Raw genomic sequence first — 14,029 nt, forward strand, 5'->3', positions numbered from 1 at the left:
GTCTGGCACCTCTACTGATCGGCTTGGTTTCACTCGGGCTTGTTGCGGCTGATGACCTTTGCCTTGACTTCCTCGGCGTAGCCCAGCAAGCGTTCTTCATCCCCCTGAAACAGATCGCACAACCGCTGGACAGCCTGTGCATCAACTTCATTGCCAGCCTGGCGCAGCTGTTGCGCTATTCGTAAAAGTTCTACCGCCGACCATCGCAGGTCCGACGCGAGCCCTTGCAGATCGCGCCGCAGCACTTGTTCCGACTCGTTAAGCCACATAATGACCTCCTGTATCTCTGCGCTACAAAAGGTTAGACCCATTTGCGCAACCGGGCGTTAAGTTCATCTGTGGCGGTGCCGTTTCCTTTGGTCGGGAAATTTGCGCGAAACGCAAAATCCGCTGTCGTAGGGAGGTAGCGATTTTTCGCCAGGGCAGGGGGACGTTCAACATGACGGCAACCGATGACTTTCGAGCGCATGCCCACCAACTGATCGCCGACCTGGATGCGGCCACCAGCGAAATGATGAAACTCATCAGCGAACACCAGCTCAGCGGGCCGGAGTGGGATCGGGTCAGCCAATGGCAGCACGATGCTTACCAGCGTTGGATGAGTTATTTGAACGAGCAGTCATACCCCGGATCCGGGGATCTGAACGCCAGTCGCTGAAAACCCATGCATTCCTTGGATGTCGGGGCAGCGGCAGGCTACATTGTGTTTTTTCAGGAGCTAAGGGCGTTTCATGCAGAGTCGGATGTTGATGGGGGCAGTGGTCGTGGCATTGCTGGCGGGTTGTTCGTTGCCGGCGTCACTGGTGCCGGGCGAGCCGAATTTGGGCAAGAACAGTGACAAACCACCGAAGGAGCTCGCGGCCTGTGTATTGCCCGCTTGGCAACAAGAGGTATCGCACACGACACAAACGTCGATTTCCAACGGCTACCGAATCACCGCGCCGAGCATCATCACGGCCGATGAGATTCTGGACATCGTGAAATACAAGGATGGCAGCCGCGTGTCGCTCTATCAGGGGCCGCCCTGGGCGAAGTCGGCAGCCCTGCGCAAGGCAGTGCGGGACTGCCTGTAACCCTCAGCTGGAAATCTCGGTGACCTGGATGAGTTGATCGTCACTCGTCTGGGCACCGCCGCTACCTTTCCTGTCCCGACGATCGTTCATCCAGCTTTCCAGCTTTTCTCCAAACTCTGCCGGGGCCTTGCGCCCAACCTTGCGGGCGATGTCCAGGATCGTTTGCTGGGCCAGAGCCTCTTCCATGCGCTTTTGCGCCGTCATCATGGCGGCATGGATCGAACAGCGTCCTTCCACCGCCCATTCCGGCGTCTGGCCTTCGAACAACGCACAACGACCGCGAATCTCCCGGCATTCGAAAATCGCCTTGCGCCCATCGATGGCGTTGACGATATCCAGCAGGGTGATTTCGTCGGCAGGCCGCGCCAGCTTGAAACCGCCGCGCACACCTTCGGTGGCGGCTACCAGTTTGGCCTTGGCCAGTTTGGTGAAGATTTTCGCCAAATAGTCCAGCGGCACGCCTTGCAGCTCGGCAAGGTCGCGCACGCTCGCTTCGCGGGTATCGCCGTAATTACCTACCAGGAAAGCCAGGCAGTGAATGCCGTACTCGACACCTGCACTGTAAAGAGCCATTAGAGATCTCCGACTAATATTGTCGCAAATGCTACCAGCTGGCGGCCCGCTGGACAACGAGCGCTTTTTTCCAGTTTCCTGAGCGGTTCGGCGAAGCGCGCTGTGTGCGGGTTGTCAGAGCTGTATCAATCCCATCGATGGAAACCATTGAAAGAAAACCGTTGCGGGGATTAACTCGGATCAATATAGTCGTAGTTGTCAGAGCGGCAGTGAGAGACGCTTCTCAAGTGAGAGGCGGCATCAACCTCCTGGCCCAAACAACTTTCAATGCCTGGTTTCTTCCCCGGAGTTAAAAATGAAACAACACATCTTGGTAATCGGCGCAGGTTTCGGTGGCATGTGGACAGCGATCAGCGCTACCCGTCTGTTCAACATCCATGATCACAACAACACCGAAGTCACGATCCTGGCGCCCCAGGCCGAGCTGCGGATTCGTCCACGTTTCTACGAGCCGAACGCACACACGCTGGCAGCTCCCATCGGTGATTTGCTCGATGCGGTGGGCGCCAAATTCATCAAAGGCTCCGCCGATTCCATCGACGTGGCGAACAAAAGCGTTGGCTACACCGATGCTTCGGGTAACAAACAAGTCGTTATCTACGACAAACTCGTTCTGGCCACCGGTAGCGGCCTGGCACTGCCCAACACCCCGGGCGTGTCTGAACATGCCTTCGACGTCGATCAGATCGAACAGGCCGTACGCCTGGAGAACCACCTCAAATCCCTGGCCGACCAGCCGGAAAGCAAGGCACGGAACACCGTGGTGGTCGCCGGTGGCGGCTTCACCGGGATCGAAACGGCGACTGAAATGCCGACCCGCCTGCGCGCCATTTTGGGCGAGCGTGCCGACATCAACGTGATCATCGTCGACCGCGGCGACAAGGTCGGCGGTTCGATGGGCCCTGAAATCGCGGAAAAAATTGCCGAAGCCAGTATTGAAACCGGTGTGAAATGGCACCTGAACGCTTCGGTGGTCGCGGTCGATGCCAACGGTGTGACCCTGTCCGACGGTCAGCACATCGAGGCCAAGACTGTTGTCTGGACCACCGGTGTACGCGCCCATTCCCTGACCGAGCAGATCCCCGGCGAGCGCGACCACCTCGGCCGCCTGCACGTCGACGACCACCTGAAAGTCATTGGCCAGGACGATGTCTACGCCACCGGCGACGTCGCTTACGCGGCAACCGATGACATCGGCAACCACGCGCTGATGACCTGCCAGCACGCCATCGTGCTGGGCCGTCATGCCGGCAACAACGTCGCGGCCCAGATCCTCGGCGTGGACCCGACGGCGTACCGCCAGCCCAAATACGTCACCTGCCTGGACCTTGGCGCCTGGGGCGCGGTGTACACCGAAGGCTGGGATCGCCAGGTCAAGCTGACCAAACAGGAAGGCAAAGAGCTCAAGACCCAGATCAACACCGTGTGGATCTACCCGCCGGTGGCCGATCGTGACATCGCTTGGGCGGCTGCGGATCCACTGATTCCGATTGCCTGATCATGACTCCCATAACGCTTGATGTTTGAAGCGAATCCCGCCCGGGTTTTCCGGGCGGGATTTTTTTTGCTTCTACTGTGGGGCACCGTTCCATTGTGGGAGCGAGCCTGCTCGCGAAAGCGGTGTGTCAGTCAACATCATCATTGAGTGTACAACCGTATTCGCGAGCAGGCTCGCTCCCACAAGGAGTCAGGGGCAAGACAAAAAAAGGCCGCCGCAACCCGACGTTGCGGCGACCCGAGGGTGACTCTTCAAGCGCGGTCCACTGGCATGGACCGCCCTCCATCAATGGGCGCCAGCAGCCTTGTTCAAATCGCTTTCCGCCCATTCGGTGTAGACGCAGGCATCGGCCGTGGCCCAGCGCACTTTCACCGGGTCGCCCGCCTTGAGCGGCATGCCGGCGGCGGAGAGGGCCTTGACGGTCATCGAGGTGCCGCCCGAGGTCACCACGCTGCAGGTCTGGCTTTCGCCGAGGAACAACACTTCCACGACCTTGGCCGAGACCTCGTTCCAGCCGGCGGCCAGCAGTTCGTCGCTGGCTTGTTGCGCGCTCAGTGCCAAGGCCTTTTCCGGGCGCACCATCAGCAAGACATCCTGATCGGTTTGCAGGCCGGCGGTCAGGCGGATCGACAGCGGCTGCCCTTCGAAGGTCGCCACCGCATTGCCCTGGGCCTTGAGCTTGAGAAAGTTCGAGTTGCCCAGGAACGAAGCGACAAAGGCATTCGGCGGGTTCTGGTACAGGTCGTAGCCGCTGCCCAGGCCGACAATCTTGCCGTGGCTGAAGATCGCGATGCGCTGGGACAGGCGCATGGCTTCTTCCTGGTCGTGGGTCACGTAGACGATGGTGATGCCCAGGCGGCGATGCAGTTGGCGCAATTCATCCTGCAGGTCTTCACGCAGCTTTTTGTCCAGCGCGCCGAGGGGTTCGTCCATCAGCAGAATGCGTGGTTCATAGACCAGCGCCCGGGCGATGGCGACGCGCTGCTGCTGGCCACCGGAGAGTTGCGAAGGGCGGCGGTGGGCGAACTGTTCCAGCTGCACCAGCTTGAGCATTGCATCGACCCGGCGCTCGCGCTCGGCGGTGGCCAGTTTGCGAATCTGCAACGGGAAGGCGATGTTGTCGCGCACCGAAAGATGCGGGAACAGCGAGTAGCGCTGGAACACCATGCCGATGTCGCGCTTGTGCGGCGGCACGTTGACCAGCGACTGCTCGTTGACCAGGATCTCGCCGCTGCTCGGGGTTTCGAAACCGGCGAGCATCGACAGGGTGGTGCTCTTGCCGGAACCGCTGGAACCGAGGAACGTCAGGAACTCGCCGTCCTTGATGTCCAGGGAGATGTTGTCCACGGCGGCAAAGTCGCCGTAGAACTTGTTCAGGTTGCGCAGGCTTACCAGGGGCTTGTTGTTTGGCTGCGCGGCATCTTTGATCACTGCACTCATGTCGTACTCCTGGCGCTCAGGCGCTGATTTCGTTGCGCCGGCGCAAGGCGGCGGCGATGACCATGACCAATACCGAGAGGCCGATCAGCAGCGTCGAGGCGACGGCGATCACGGGCGTCAGGTCCTGGCGCAGAGTGGTCCACATTTTCACGGGAAGGGTTTGCAGGGTGGGACTGGCCATCATCACGCTCAGCACCACTTCATCCCACGAGACGAGGAAGGCGAAGAGGGCGCCGGCCACCATGCCCGGACGGATCGCCGGAAAGGTCACCTTGTAAACCGCCTGCAAGCGCGAGGCGCCGCAGATCACCGCCGCATCCTCGATCGACTGGTCGAACAGTTTCAGCGAGTTGATGATCGAGATGATGGTGAACGGCAGCGCCACGATCACGTGGCTGACCACGAAGGCAAACATGGTCCCGGTGTAACCCAGTTTCAGGAACAGGGCGTACACCGCCACCGCAATGATCACCAGCGGCACGATCATCGGCAGGGTGAACAGGCCGTAGAGCATTTCCCGGCCGGGGAAGCGGCCGCGCACCAGGGCGAACGCAGTGGGCAGGCCCAGTGCGACGGCGAAGAAGGTGGTCAGCACCGCGACCTTGAGGCTGGCCATGGCCGCGTTCATCCAGTCGGCGTTGGAGAAGAACTGGCCGTACCATTTCAGCGTCCAGCCCGGAGGCGGGAACACCAGCCACTGCGACGATCCGAACGACAGCAGGACGATGAACACGATCGGCAGCAGCAGGAACAGCCCGATCAGCCCGGTGGTTGCATACAGGCCGAAACGCATCCGGCGGCTCATGGCATTGGGGGTCAGGAGCATGACGGCTTACCTCGCGTTGCTGGCGCCAACCGGGGATTCCGGCTGGAGCTTCAGGTAGAAGTAGAACAACACCAGCGTAATGACGATCAGCAACGCGGCGCCGGCGCTGGCCAAGCCCCAGTTGAGGAACGACTGCACCTGCTGAATGATGAACTCGGGCAGCATCATGTTCTGCGCGCCGCCCAGCAGCGCCGGGGTCACGTAGTAACCGAGCGACATCACGAACACCATCAGCCCGCCGGAAAACAGCCCCGGCCGGCACAGCGGCAGGAACACCCGGAAGAAGTTGGTCCAGGGACTGGCGCCGCAGATGGAACCGGCCTGCAGGATCATCGGGTCGATGGCCTGCATGGTCGCCTGCAGCGGCAGTACGATGAACGGGATCATGATGTAGCTCATGCCGATCACCACGCCGGTCAGGTTATGCACCATCTCCAGCGGCTGGTCGATGATGCCCATGGCCATCAGCGCCTTGTTGATCACCCCCGAGGCTTGCAGCAGCACCAGCCACGAGTAGGTACGGGCAAGCAGGCTGGTCCACATCGACAGCAGCACGATGTTGAGGATCCAGCGACCCCAGCCGCGTGGCACCAGGGTGATCGCCCAGGCCAGCGGAAAGCCCAGCAGCAGACTGAACAAGGTCACCAGGCCTGCCACCGAGAAGGTGTTGAGCAAGACCCGCGCATAAGCCGAGTTGGCGAACAGTTGCTCGTAGTTGCCCAGGCCCGGCGTCGGTTCCAGCACGCCGCGCAGCAGCAGGCCGATCAGCGGTGCCAGGAAAAACAGGCCGAGGAACAGCAGGGCGGGGATGAGGTTGCTCGAACCACGCCAGCGCTGTGCCAGGGTTGGGGATTGGGTCATCGCAGCGGCCTTGCCGGCAGCGCCGGAGGCGCTCCCGACTGGCGTGGATGGACGGGTTGCGGTCGCCGTCATTTTCATTTGACCAGCCATTCGTTCCACCGTGTCGCGATGGTCGGACCGTTCTTGGCCCAGTACGCGAAATCAAGAGTGATTTGGTCCTTTGCGTAAGCCGTCGGCAGGTTGGGCGCCAGCACCGAATCCAGGCGCGCCACGCTATCGACGTTGACCGGGGCGTAGGCGGTCAGGTTGGAGAAGTCGGCCTGTCCCTTGGCGCTGCTGGCATTGGCCAGGAACTTCATCGCCGCGTCCTTGTTCTTCGAGCCTTTTGGAATGACCAGGATGTCGGCCATGACCAGGTTCTGTTTCCAGCTCACGCCGACGGGGGCGCCGTCTTCCTGCAGGGCGTGAATGCGTCCGTTCCAGAACTGGCCCAGGCTCGCTTCGCCGGAAGCCAGCAGCTGTTGCGACTGCGCGCCGCCGCCCCACCAGACGATGTCTTTCTTGATGGTGTCGAGTTTCTTGAAGGCGCGATCCAGGTCCAGCGGGTAAAGCTTGTCAGCTGCTACGCCATCGGCCAGCAGGGCCAGTTCGAGTACGCCGGGGCTCGGCCATTTGTAGAGGGCGCGTTTGCCGGGATAGGTCTTGGTGTCGAACAGCGCGGTCCAGTCCTGAGGCTTGGCGGCACCGAGCTTGCCCTCGTTGTAGCCGAGGACGAAGGAGAAGAAGAACGAGCCGACGCCGTGGTCGGAGACAAAGCGCGGGTCGATCTTGTCGCGCTCGATCACTTTGAAATCCAGGGGTTCGAGCAGGCCTTCGGAGGCGGCGCGCAAGGCGAAGTCGGCTTCGACGTCGACCACGTCCCACTGCACGTTGCCGCTTTCGACCATGGCCTTGAGTTTGCCGTAGTCGGTGGGGCCGTCCTGAACCACGGTGATGCCGCTGGCCTTGCTGAACGGATCGGCCCAGGCCTGTTTCTGCGCGTCCTGGGTCGTACCGCCCCAGCTGACGAAGTTGACGCTTTCAGCCGCCATCAACGCCTGGCTGGTCACGCTGAGCAGACCCGCGAACAGCACTGCGGTGACACCTTTGTTCAACACCATTTTTACGCCCTCATTGTTGTGTTTATGAGCGGGGCTTTGAGTGCCCGCCTATCGGGAGCATCAGGTCCGTGCAGTCGCTGAAACTGTCCGGTCTATGGAATATCATATTATGGTATTCCAAACTTTGTGCAAGCATTTTGCCGTACCGGCTATCTGGCAAATCTGGTTTTTTCAGCCTTCTACATTCCCCTGTGGGAGCGAGCCTGCTCGCGATGGCGGCATGACAGTCGACACTGATATTGACTGACAGGTCCTCATCGCGAGCAGGCTCGCTCCCACAGGAGGCAATCTTCATCTACCCGGTAAACGGAATGCTCTCCACCACCTCCAGGTCATACCCGGTCAAGCCCGCATATTTCAGCGGCGGGCCGAGGTGTCGCAGCTTGCCCACGCCCAGGTTCTGCAGGATCTGTGCGCCGGTGCCCACTTCCGAATAGATCCGCGATTGCGAGCGGCTGAACTGGCGGGGTGCCTGGGTCAATTGCGGCACGCGTTCGAGCAGCGCCTGGGACGATTCATGGTTGGCCAGCACCACCACCACGCCGCGTCCTTCCTCGGCCACCCGTTGCAGCGCGGCCCACAGCGTCCAGTTGGAAGGGCCGCTGTATTCGGCGCCGACCAGATCGCGTAACGGGTCGATCACATGCACCCGCACCAGGGTCGCTTCATCGCGGCGCAACTCGCCCATGACCATTGCCATATGGACACCGCCTTCGATGCGATCCTCAAAGGTGATCAGACGAAAGGTGCCGTGGACGGTGGGCAGTTCACGCTCGCCGATTCGCTCGACCGTGTGTTCGTTACTCAGGCGGTAGTGGATCAGGTCGGCAATGGTGCCGATCTTGATCCCGTGCTTGTGCGCGAACACTTCCAGGTCCGGGCGGCGGGCCATGGTGCCGTCATCGTTCATCACTTCGACGATCACCGAAGCCGGTGTGAAGCCGGCCAGGCGCGCCAGGTCGCAACCGGCTTCGGTATGGCCGGCGCGGGTCAGCACGCCACCTTCGCGGGCGCGCAAGGGGAAGATGTGACCGGGCTGGACGATATCGGCGGCGCTGGCGCCTGGGGCGACGGCAGCCGCCACGGTCCGTGCGCGGTCAGCCGCGGAAATGCCGGTGGTCACGCCGATGGCGGCTTCGATGGAAACGGTGAAAGCGGTGCTGAACACGCTACCGTTGCTGGGCACCATCTGTTCCAGACCCAGGCGCTGGCAATGTTCGTCGGTCAGGGTCAGGCAGATCAGGCCGCGGGCTTCACGGGCCATGAAGCTGATGGCTTCGGCGCTGCAGCGATCGGCCGCCAGCAGCAGATCGCCCTCGTTTTCGCGGTCCTCGTCATCCACCAGCAGCACCATTTTGCCGAGGCGATAATCTTCGATGATTTCTTCGATCGTGTTGAAGGCCATGATGGGGTCTCATTCTTTGCCGGGTTTGGCTTGGTAGATTCATATTATGGTATACCATGATACAAAACAAACCGAGAGGTCACTATGAAGGCGTACTGGATAGCTCACGTGGATGTCACCGACCCTGATCAATATAGCCAATACACCCAGCGGGCCCCCCAGGCCTTCGCCCTGTACGGCGGCCGCATGCTGGCCCGTGGCGGGCGCTGCGAAGTGCTGGAGGGGCGGGGGGCGCAGCGTAACGTGGTGATCGAGTTCGACTCGTATGAACAGGCGCTGGCTTGTTATCGGTCGCCGGAATATCAGGAAGCGAAGCGGCACCGTGAAGGTGCGGGGCGGGCGGAGATTGTTATCGTGGAAGGCGTGATTTGAGGGAACCGATACCTGTAGGAGCGAGCCTGCTCGCGATGGAGGCAGGCACGCCGCGGGGTGTCAGGCTGCCCGCGTTATCGTTGACGACCATCGCGAGCAGGCTCGCTCCTACAGGGGATCTGCGGTTCAGCGAATGAAGTGAACCTTCCCGCTATCGTCATTGCCGATGTAGATGCCATAGACCCCGGCCTGCCGCTCCTCGATATAGCGCTCGAGGATCTGCCGGATCGCCGGGTAGTAGATGCTGTCCCAGGGAATGTCCTCGGGCGCGAAGAATTTGTAGTCGAGGGTTTCCGGCCCGTGCTGGCCGGTGATCTCCAGGGCGATGGCGCGGAAGATGATGTACACCTCGCTGATCTGCGGCACGCTGAAGATCGAATAGGGCGAGAGGATTTCCCCGCGCACGCCGCTTTCTTCCCAGACTTCGCGCAGGGCCGCCTGCTCGGTGGTCTCGCCGGCTTCCATGAAGCCCGCCGGCAAGGTCCAGGTGCCGGGGCGTGGCGGAATCGCCCGTTGGCACAACAGGTATTTGCCGTCCTGTTCGATGATGCAGCCGGCGATGATTTTCGGGTTGACGTAATGGATGTAGCCGCAACCGCCGCACATCAGGCGCTCGTGCGTATCGCCCGGCGGCACCTGTGACTTGAGGCCACCTGCGCCGCACTTCGGACAATAGCTCGGGCTGAACATGATTAGCGACCTATGCGAGGTTCTTTGAGGGCGATCGGCTGGGTGATCTCGGGAATCGGCCCGGTCTCTTCCTGTTTGCGCTTGAGGTATTCGAGGGCGACGGCGGCAGCGGCGCGGACATGGTCGACGCACGCCTGGTGGGCGGCCAGCGGATCGCCGCTCTTGATCGCCTCGACCATGCGTTCCATTTCCTGGTTGCTGGCGCCACGGCGGTTTTCCTGGGACACCGAGGTCGCACGCAGATAGCTGATGCGCGCCTGCAACTGACGCAACTGAGTGGCCGCGACATGGTTGCCGGAGCCTTCGAGCAGAACGTCGTAGAAGCCTTGCACCGAATCGATGACCTGCTGCAGTTCACCTTCCTTGAGGGCCTGGCGGTTATCTTCCAAGGCTTTTTCCAGGGCCTTGATGTCCTTGGCCTTGGCCCGCAGGGTGAACAGCTGGACGATCAGGCCTTCGAGTACGCAGCGCAGTTCGTAGATATCGACGGCATCGGCCAGGGTGATGATGGCCACGCGCGGCCCCTTGGCGTCGGCGAACTCCACCAGGCCTTCGGACTCCAGGTGACGCAAGGCCTCGCGTACCGATGTGCGGCTCACCCCAAGGCGATCGCACAGATCGCGTTCGACCAGACGGTCTCCCGGCAGAAGCTGGAAGTTCATGATGGCGCTTCGCAGTTTATCCAGCACGATTTCGCGCAGGGTAACGGGGTTGCGATTGACCTTGAAGCTGTCGTCGAGTGGCAGGCGTTTCATGGGGTACGCTCTAAAGTCGGCTGTCGATGCCTGGTCGGCATCAGCATGGCCGGGGGTTAACTGGAGGCCTCTGCGTCGGCTTCGGCGAAGGCTTCACGGGCCAGCCGGAAACTGTCCACGGCGGCTGGGACACCGCAATAAATGCCGACCTGAAGCAGAATTTCGCGTATTTGCTCACGACTCAAGCCGTTACGCAAGGCGCCGCGCACATGCAGCTTGAGTTCGTGCGGGCGATTGAGGGCCGAGATCATCGCCAGGTTGATCATGCTGCGTTCCTTGAGCGACAAACCCTCGCGACCCCAGACATGACCCCAGCAATACTCGGTGACCATCTCCTGCAGGGGGCGGGTGAAGTCGTCGGCGTTCTGGATCGAACGATTAACGTAGTCCTGGCCGAGTACCTGGGTGCGGATCCGCAGGCCTTTTTCGTACTTTTCGTTGTTCACAATTCCTCCTCTCACCACAATTACCCCTGTAGGAGCGAGCCTGCTCGCGATAGCGGTGTATCAGTCAACATCATCAATGGATGTGCGACCGCAATCGCGAGCAGGCTCGCTCCCACAGTGGGTGGGGGTGTATCAATCTGTCAGGCCAGGGTCGGCAACGGCCCCAGCTTGCCCTTGTGGTAGATCATCGGCGTCACCGGCTGCTCGGGCAGGATCAGGTTCTTCACCGCGCCGACGATGATCGCGTGGTCGCCGCCATCGTATTCGCGCCACAGTTCGCACTCGATGATTGCCGTGGCCTTGCTCAGGATCGGGTTGCCCAGATCGCTCAAGTGCCAGTCGATGCCATTGGCCTTGTCTTTGCCCTTGCCGGCGAAGGCGTAGGCCTCGGCCGTCTGGTCGGCGGACAGCAGGTGGATCGCGAACTGCTTGCTGTCGCGCAACACCGGGTAGGTGTCGGAGGCGTAGTTGGGGCAGAACAGCACCAGTGCCGGGTCGATCGACAGCGCACTGAAGGCGCTGGCGGTGATGCCGACGATGCCGCCGAGCGGGTCGAGGGTGGTGACCACCGTGACGCCGGACGGGAAGGAGCCCATGACGTCTTTGTAAATGCCGGGTTCGATCATTTCGCGGGTCTCCTAACGCATCACAAACGGGTCAGGCATGGGGGCCTGGGACAGGTTGATCCACACCGTTTTCAGCTCGGTGTAGGCCAGCACCGAATCGATGCCGCTTTCGCGTCCATAGCCACTGTTCTTGAAGCCGCCGATCGGCGCCATGGCCGAGACCGCGCGATAGGTGTTGACCCAGATGATCCCCGAACGCACGTCCCGGGCCAGGCGATGGGCGCGGCCCAAATCGCGGGTCCAGATGCCGGCGGCGAGGCCGAACTGCGAGTCGTTGGCGATCGCCAGCGCTTCGGCTTCGTCCTTGAAACGGATGACCGAAGCCACCGGGCCGAACACTTCTTCCTGCATGATCTTCATCGAGTTGCGGTCGCACTCGAACAGGGTCGGCTCATAGAACCAGCCGTCGCCCACGCCAGCCGGGCGCTTGCCGCCAATGCGCAGGCGCGCACCTTCGGCGATGGCATCGGCCACCAGGCCTTCCACCACGGCCAACTGCTGCGCGGTGGCCATCGGGCCCATTTCGCTGCTGTCGTCCTGAGGGTTGCCGATGCGGATGCGCTGGGCGCGTTCCACCAGGCGGGCGACGAATTCGTCGTAGATCTCGTCCTGCACCAACAGGCGCGAACCGGACACGCAGCTCTGCCCGGAAGCCGCATAAATGCCGGCGATGGCGCCGTTGATCGCGCTGTCGAGGTCGGCGTCGGCGAAGATGATGTTCGGCGACTTGCCGCCCAGTTCCAGCGACAGCTTGGCGAAGTTCTCGGCGCTGCTGCGCACCACATGGCGCGCCGTGGCCGCACCGCCGGTGAAGGCGATCTTGCGCACCAGCGGATGACGGGTCAGGGCCGCTCCGGTGCTTGGGCCGTAGCCGGTGACGACGTTGACCACACCTGGCGGAATCCCGGCTTCCAGGGCCAGGCGTGCCAGTTCCAGAATGGTCGCCGAGGCGTGTTCGGACGGCTTGATCACGATGGTGTTGCCCGCCGCCAGCGCGGGAGCCAGTTTGATCGCGGTCAGGTACAGCGGGCTGTTCCACGGAATGATCGCTGCGACCACCCCCATGGCTTCATGCACGGTGTAGGCAAACAGGTCCGGCTTGTCCAGGGGCAGGGTGCCGCCTTCGAGCTTGTCCGCAAGGCCTGCGGTGTAGTGGAAGAACTCCGGCAGATAGCCGACCTGGCCGCGGGTTTCGCGAATCAGCTTGCCGTTGTCGCGGCTTTCCAGCTGGGCCAGTTGTTCCTTGTTTTCGGCGATCAGATCACCCAGGCGACGCAGCAGCTTGCCGCGCGCCGTGGCGGTCAGGCCGCGCCAGGCCGGGCTGTCGAAGGCGCTCTGCGCAGCCTGTACGGCGCGCTCGACATCGGCTTCATCGGCATCGGGCAGCTCGGCCCAGGCTTCGGCCAGGGCAGGGTTCAGGCTTTGGAAAGTCTTGCCGGAGAGGGCATCGACCCATTCGCCGCCGATGCACATCTGGAAACGTGCGAGTGTCATGCAACGATCCCCTTCAAATGGTTGGGTCGGGAGTGCGCCTTGTCGAGGAACTCCAGCAACAGCTGGTTGACCAGGCGCGGCGATTCTACGGGCATCATATGCCGCTGTTCGGGAAGTACGGCAGCCGTTGCGCCGGGAATGCGCGCGGCCAGTTGCTCGGCCATCTCCGGAGTCGAGCCGGGGTCCAGCTCGCCGGTGGCGACCAGGGTCGGCACCTGAATGCTGGCCAGGTCGTCGGCGCGGTACATGTCCTGGGTGGCGAACAATTCATAAGTGGTCAGGTAACCCTGCGGATCATTCTGCGCGAGGGTCTGGCGCAATGCGGCGATCTGCGCCGGGTTGGCCGCCTGGTATTCGCGGCTGAACCAGCGCGACAGCGCGGCTTCGGCGTTGGCGTCCGGGCCGTGTTCGGCAGCCTGGGCGGTGCGGGCGATGACGCCGGCGCGTTGTTCCTCGGTGCGATTGAACACGCTATTGAGCACCACCAGGCTTTGCAGGCGTTGCGGGTAGTGCAGGGCAAAGGCCCGCGCCACCAGGCCACCCATGGAAAAGCCGATCACCGCCGCCTTGGGCAATTGCAAGTGATCGAGCAGCTCCAGCAGCTGGTCGGCATAGCCGAGCAGGGGCGTGCCGCATTCCGGGCGCGGGCTGGCGCCATGGCCCAGCATGTCGTAGGCGATGACGCGATATTGCGTGGCCAGGCCAACGATCTGGCCGCCCCACATTTCTTTGTTCAGGCCCACGCCGTGGATCAAGACCACGGGCTGGCCTTGGCCGGTCGCCAGGTAACTGGTGCCAGCCGGGGTGCGTTCAGCGGTGAGCCGAATCATGGAGCGCTCCTGCATACCTTTTTGTTGTAGTGACCGACCG

General features: G+C 62.0%; 17 protein-coding genes. 4 read left to right on the forward strand and 13 right to left on the reverse strand.

From position 1 onward, the window contains the following. Positions 1–29: 29 nt before the first annotated feature. Entirely contained in the window at positions 30–269 is a 240-nt protein-coding gene (locus tag ABTV29_RS11800; protein ID WP_433770381.1) for a hypothetical protein, read from the reverse strand. A gap of 170 nt (positions 270–439) precedes the next feature. Here ABTV29_RS11800 and ABTV29_RS11805 point away from each other — a divergent pair, with 170 nt between their 5' ends. After that, positions 440–658, forward strand: coding sequence for a hypothetical protein (locus ABTV29_RS11805; protein ID WP_433770382.1), 219 nt, complete (start codon positions 440–442; stop codon positions 656–658). A 73-nt stretch (positions 659–731) separates the two neighbouring features. Next, a complete protein-coding gene (locus ABTV29_RS11810; protein ID WP_433770384.1) occupies positions 732–1,073 on the forward strand; it encodes a hypothetical protein in 342 nt (113 codons plus the stop codon). Positions 1,074–1,076: 3 nt separating this feature from the next. Here the strand turns inward: ABTV29_RS11810 and ABTV29_RS11815 are convergent, their stop codons facing one another. Next, positions 1,077–1,646 (reverse strand): RrF2 family transcriptional regulator, encoded by a 570-nt coding sequence (locus ABTV29_RS11815; RefSeq protein ID WP_433770385.1) that lies wholly within the window; start codon positions 1,644–1,646, stop codon positions 1,077–1,079. Between the two features lie 295 nt (positions 1,647–1,941). On the opposite strand from ABTV29_RS11815, the gene ABTV29_RS11820 reads away from it, so the two are divergent. Then, entirely contained in the window at positions 1,942–3,144 is a 1,203-nt protein-coding gene (locus tag ABTV29_RS11820; RefSeq protein WP_433770387.1) for an NAD(P)/FAD-dependent oxidoreductase, read from the forward strand. 285 nt (positions 3,145–3,429) lie between these two features. On the opposite strand, the gene ABTV29_RS11825 is transcribed toward ABTV29_RS11820, so the two are convergent. From ABTV29_RS11825 to ribBA, 5 genes are all read right to left on the reverse strand, one after another. Then, positions 3,430–4,584, reverse strand: coding sequence for an ABC transporter ATP-binding protein (locus ABTV29_RS11825; protein WP_433770389.1), 1,155 nt, complete (start codon positions 4,582–4,584; stop codon positions 3,430–3,432). Positions 4,585–4,600: 16 nt separating this feature from the next. Continuing rightward, positions 4,601–5,410, reverse strand: a complete 810-nt coding sequence (locus tag ABTV29_RS11830) for an ABC transporter permease (RefSeq protein ID WP_008003978.1) — start codon at positions 5,408–5,410, stop codon at positions 4,601–4,603. Positions 5,411–5,416: 6 nt separating this feature from the next. Beyond that, a complete protein-coding gene (locus ABTV29_RS11835; protein WP_433771847.1) occupies positions 5,417–6,349 on the reverse strand; it encodes an ABC transporter permease in 933 nt (310 codons plus the stop codon). Then, a complete protein-coding gene (locus ABTV29_RS11840) occupies positions 6,346–7,371 on the reverse strand; it encodes an ABC transporter substrate-binding protein (protein WP_433770391.1) in 1,026 nt (341 codons plus the stop codon). The genes ABTV29_RS11835 and ABTV29_RS11840 overlap by 4 nt, the downstream gene beginning before the upstream one ends. A gap of 295 nt (positions 7,372–7,666) precedes the next feature. Next, positions 7,667–8,776, reverse strand: coding sequence for a bifunctional 3,4-dihydroxy-2-butanone-4-phosphate synthase/GTP cyclohydrolase II (gene ribBA, locus ABTV29_RS11845; protein WP_433770393.1), 1,110 nt, complete (start codon positions 8,774–8,776; stop codon positions 7,667–7,669). Between the two features lie 84 nt (positions 8,777–8,860). Between ribBA and ABTV29_RS11850 the strand changes: the two genes are divergently transcribed. Continuing rightward, entirely contained in the window at positions 8,861–9,148 is a 288-nt protein-coding gene (locus tag ABTV29_RS11850; protein ID WP_433770395.1) for a DUF1330 domain-containing protein, read from the forward strand. Between the two features lie 126 nt (positions 9,149–9,274). On the opposite strand, the gene ABTV29_RS11855 is transcribed toward ABTV29_RS11850, so the two are convergent. The 6 genes from ABTV29_RS11855 to ABTV29_RS11880 all read right to left on the reverse strand — a co-directional run bounded on the left by ABTV29_RS11855 (position 9,275) and on the right by ABTV29_RS11880 (position 13,989). Next, positions 9,275–9,838, reverse strand: coding sequence for an NUDIX hydrolase (locus ABTV29_RS11855; RefSeq protein ID WP_433770397.1), 564 nt, complete (start codon positions 9,836–9,838; stop codon positions 9,275–9,277). 2 nt (positions 9,839–9,840) lie between these two features. Further along, positions 9,841–10,593, reverse strand: a complete 753-nt coding sequence (locus ABTV29_RS11860) for a GntR family transcriptional regulator (RefSeq protein ID WP_433770398.1) — start codon at positions 10,591–10,593, stop codon at positions 9,841–9,843. A 56-nt stretch (positions 10,594–10,649) separates the two neighbouring features. Further along, positions 10,650–11,039 (reverse strand): carboxymuconolactone decarboxylase family protein, encoded by a 390-nt coding sequence (locus ABTV29_RS11865; protein ID WP_433770399.1) that lies wholly within the window; start codon positions 11,037–11,039, stop codon positions 10,650–10,652. A gap of 140 nt (positions 11,040–11,179) precedes the next feature. Further along, the gene (locus tag ABTV29_RS11870) at positions 11,180–11,665 is read right to left on the reverse strand and encodes a flavin reductase family protein (RefSeq protein ID WP_433770401.1); all 486 of its coding nucleotides are present in this window, start codon (positions 11,663–11,665) and stop codon (positions 11,180–11,182) included. 12 nt (positions 11,666–11,677) lie between these two features. Then, positions 11,678–13,159, reverse strand: coding sequence for an aldehyde dehydrogenase (locus tag ABTV29_RS11875; RefSeq protein WP_433770403.1), 1,482 nt, complete (start codon positions 13,157–13,159; stop codon positions 11,678–11,680). Continuing rightward, positions 13,156–13,989 (reverse strand): alpha/beta fold hydrolase, encoded by an 834-nt coding sequence (locus tag ABTV29_RS11880; RefSeq protein WP_433770404.1) that lies wholly within the window; start codon positions 13,987–13,989, stop codon positions 13,156–13,158. Before ABTV29_RS11880 ends, ABTV29_RS11875 begins: the two co-directional genes overlap by 4 nt. Positions 13,990–14,029 lie beyond the last annotated feature (40 nt).

The organism is Pseudomonas putida (assembly GCF_050989985.1).
Taxonomy (GTDB): domain Bacteria; phylum Pseudomonadota; class Gammaproteobacteria; order Pseudomonadales; family Pseudomonadaceae; genus Aquipseudomonas; species Aquipseudomonas putida_AI.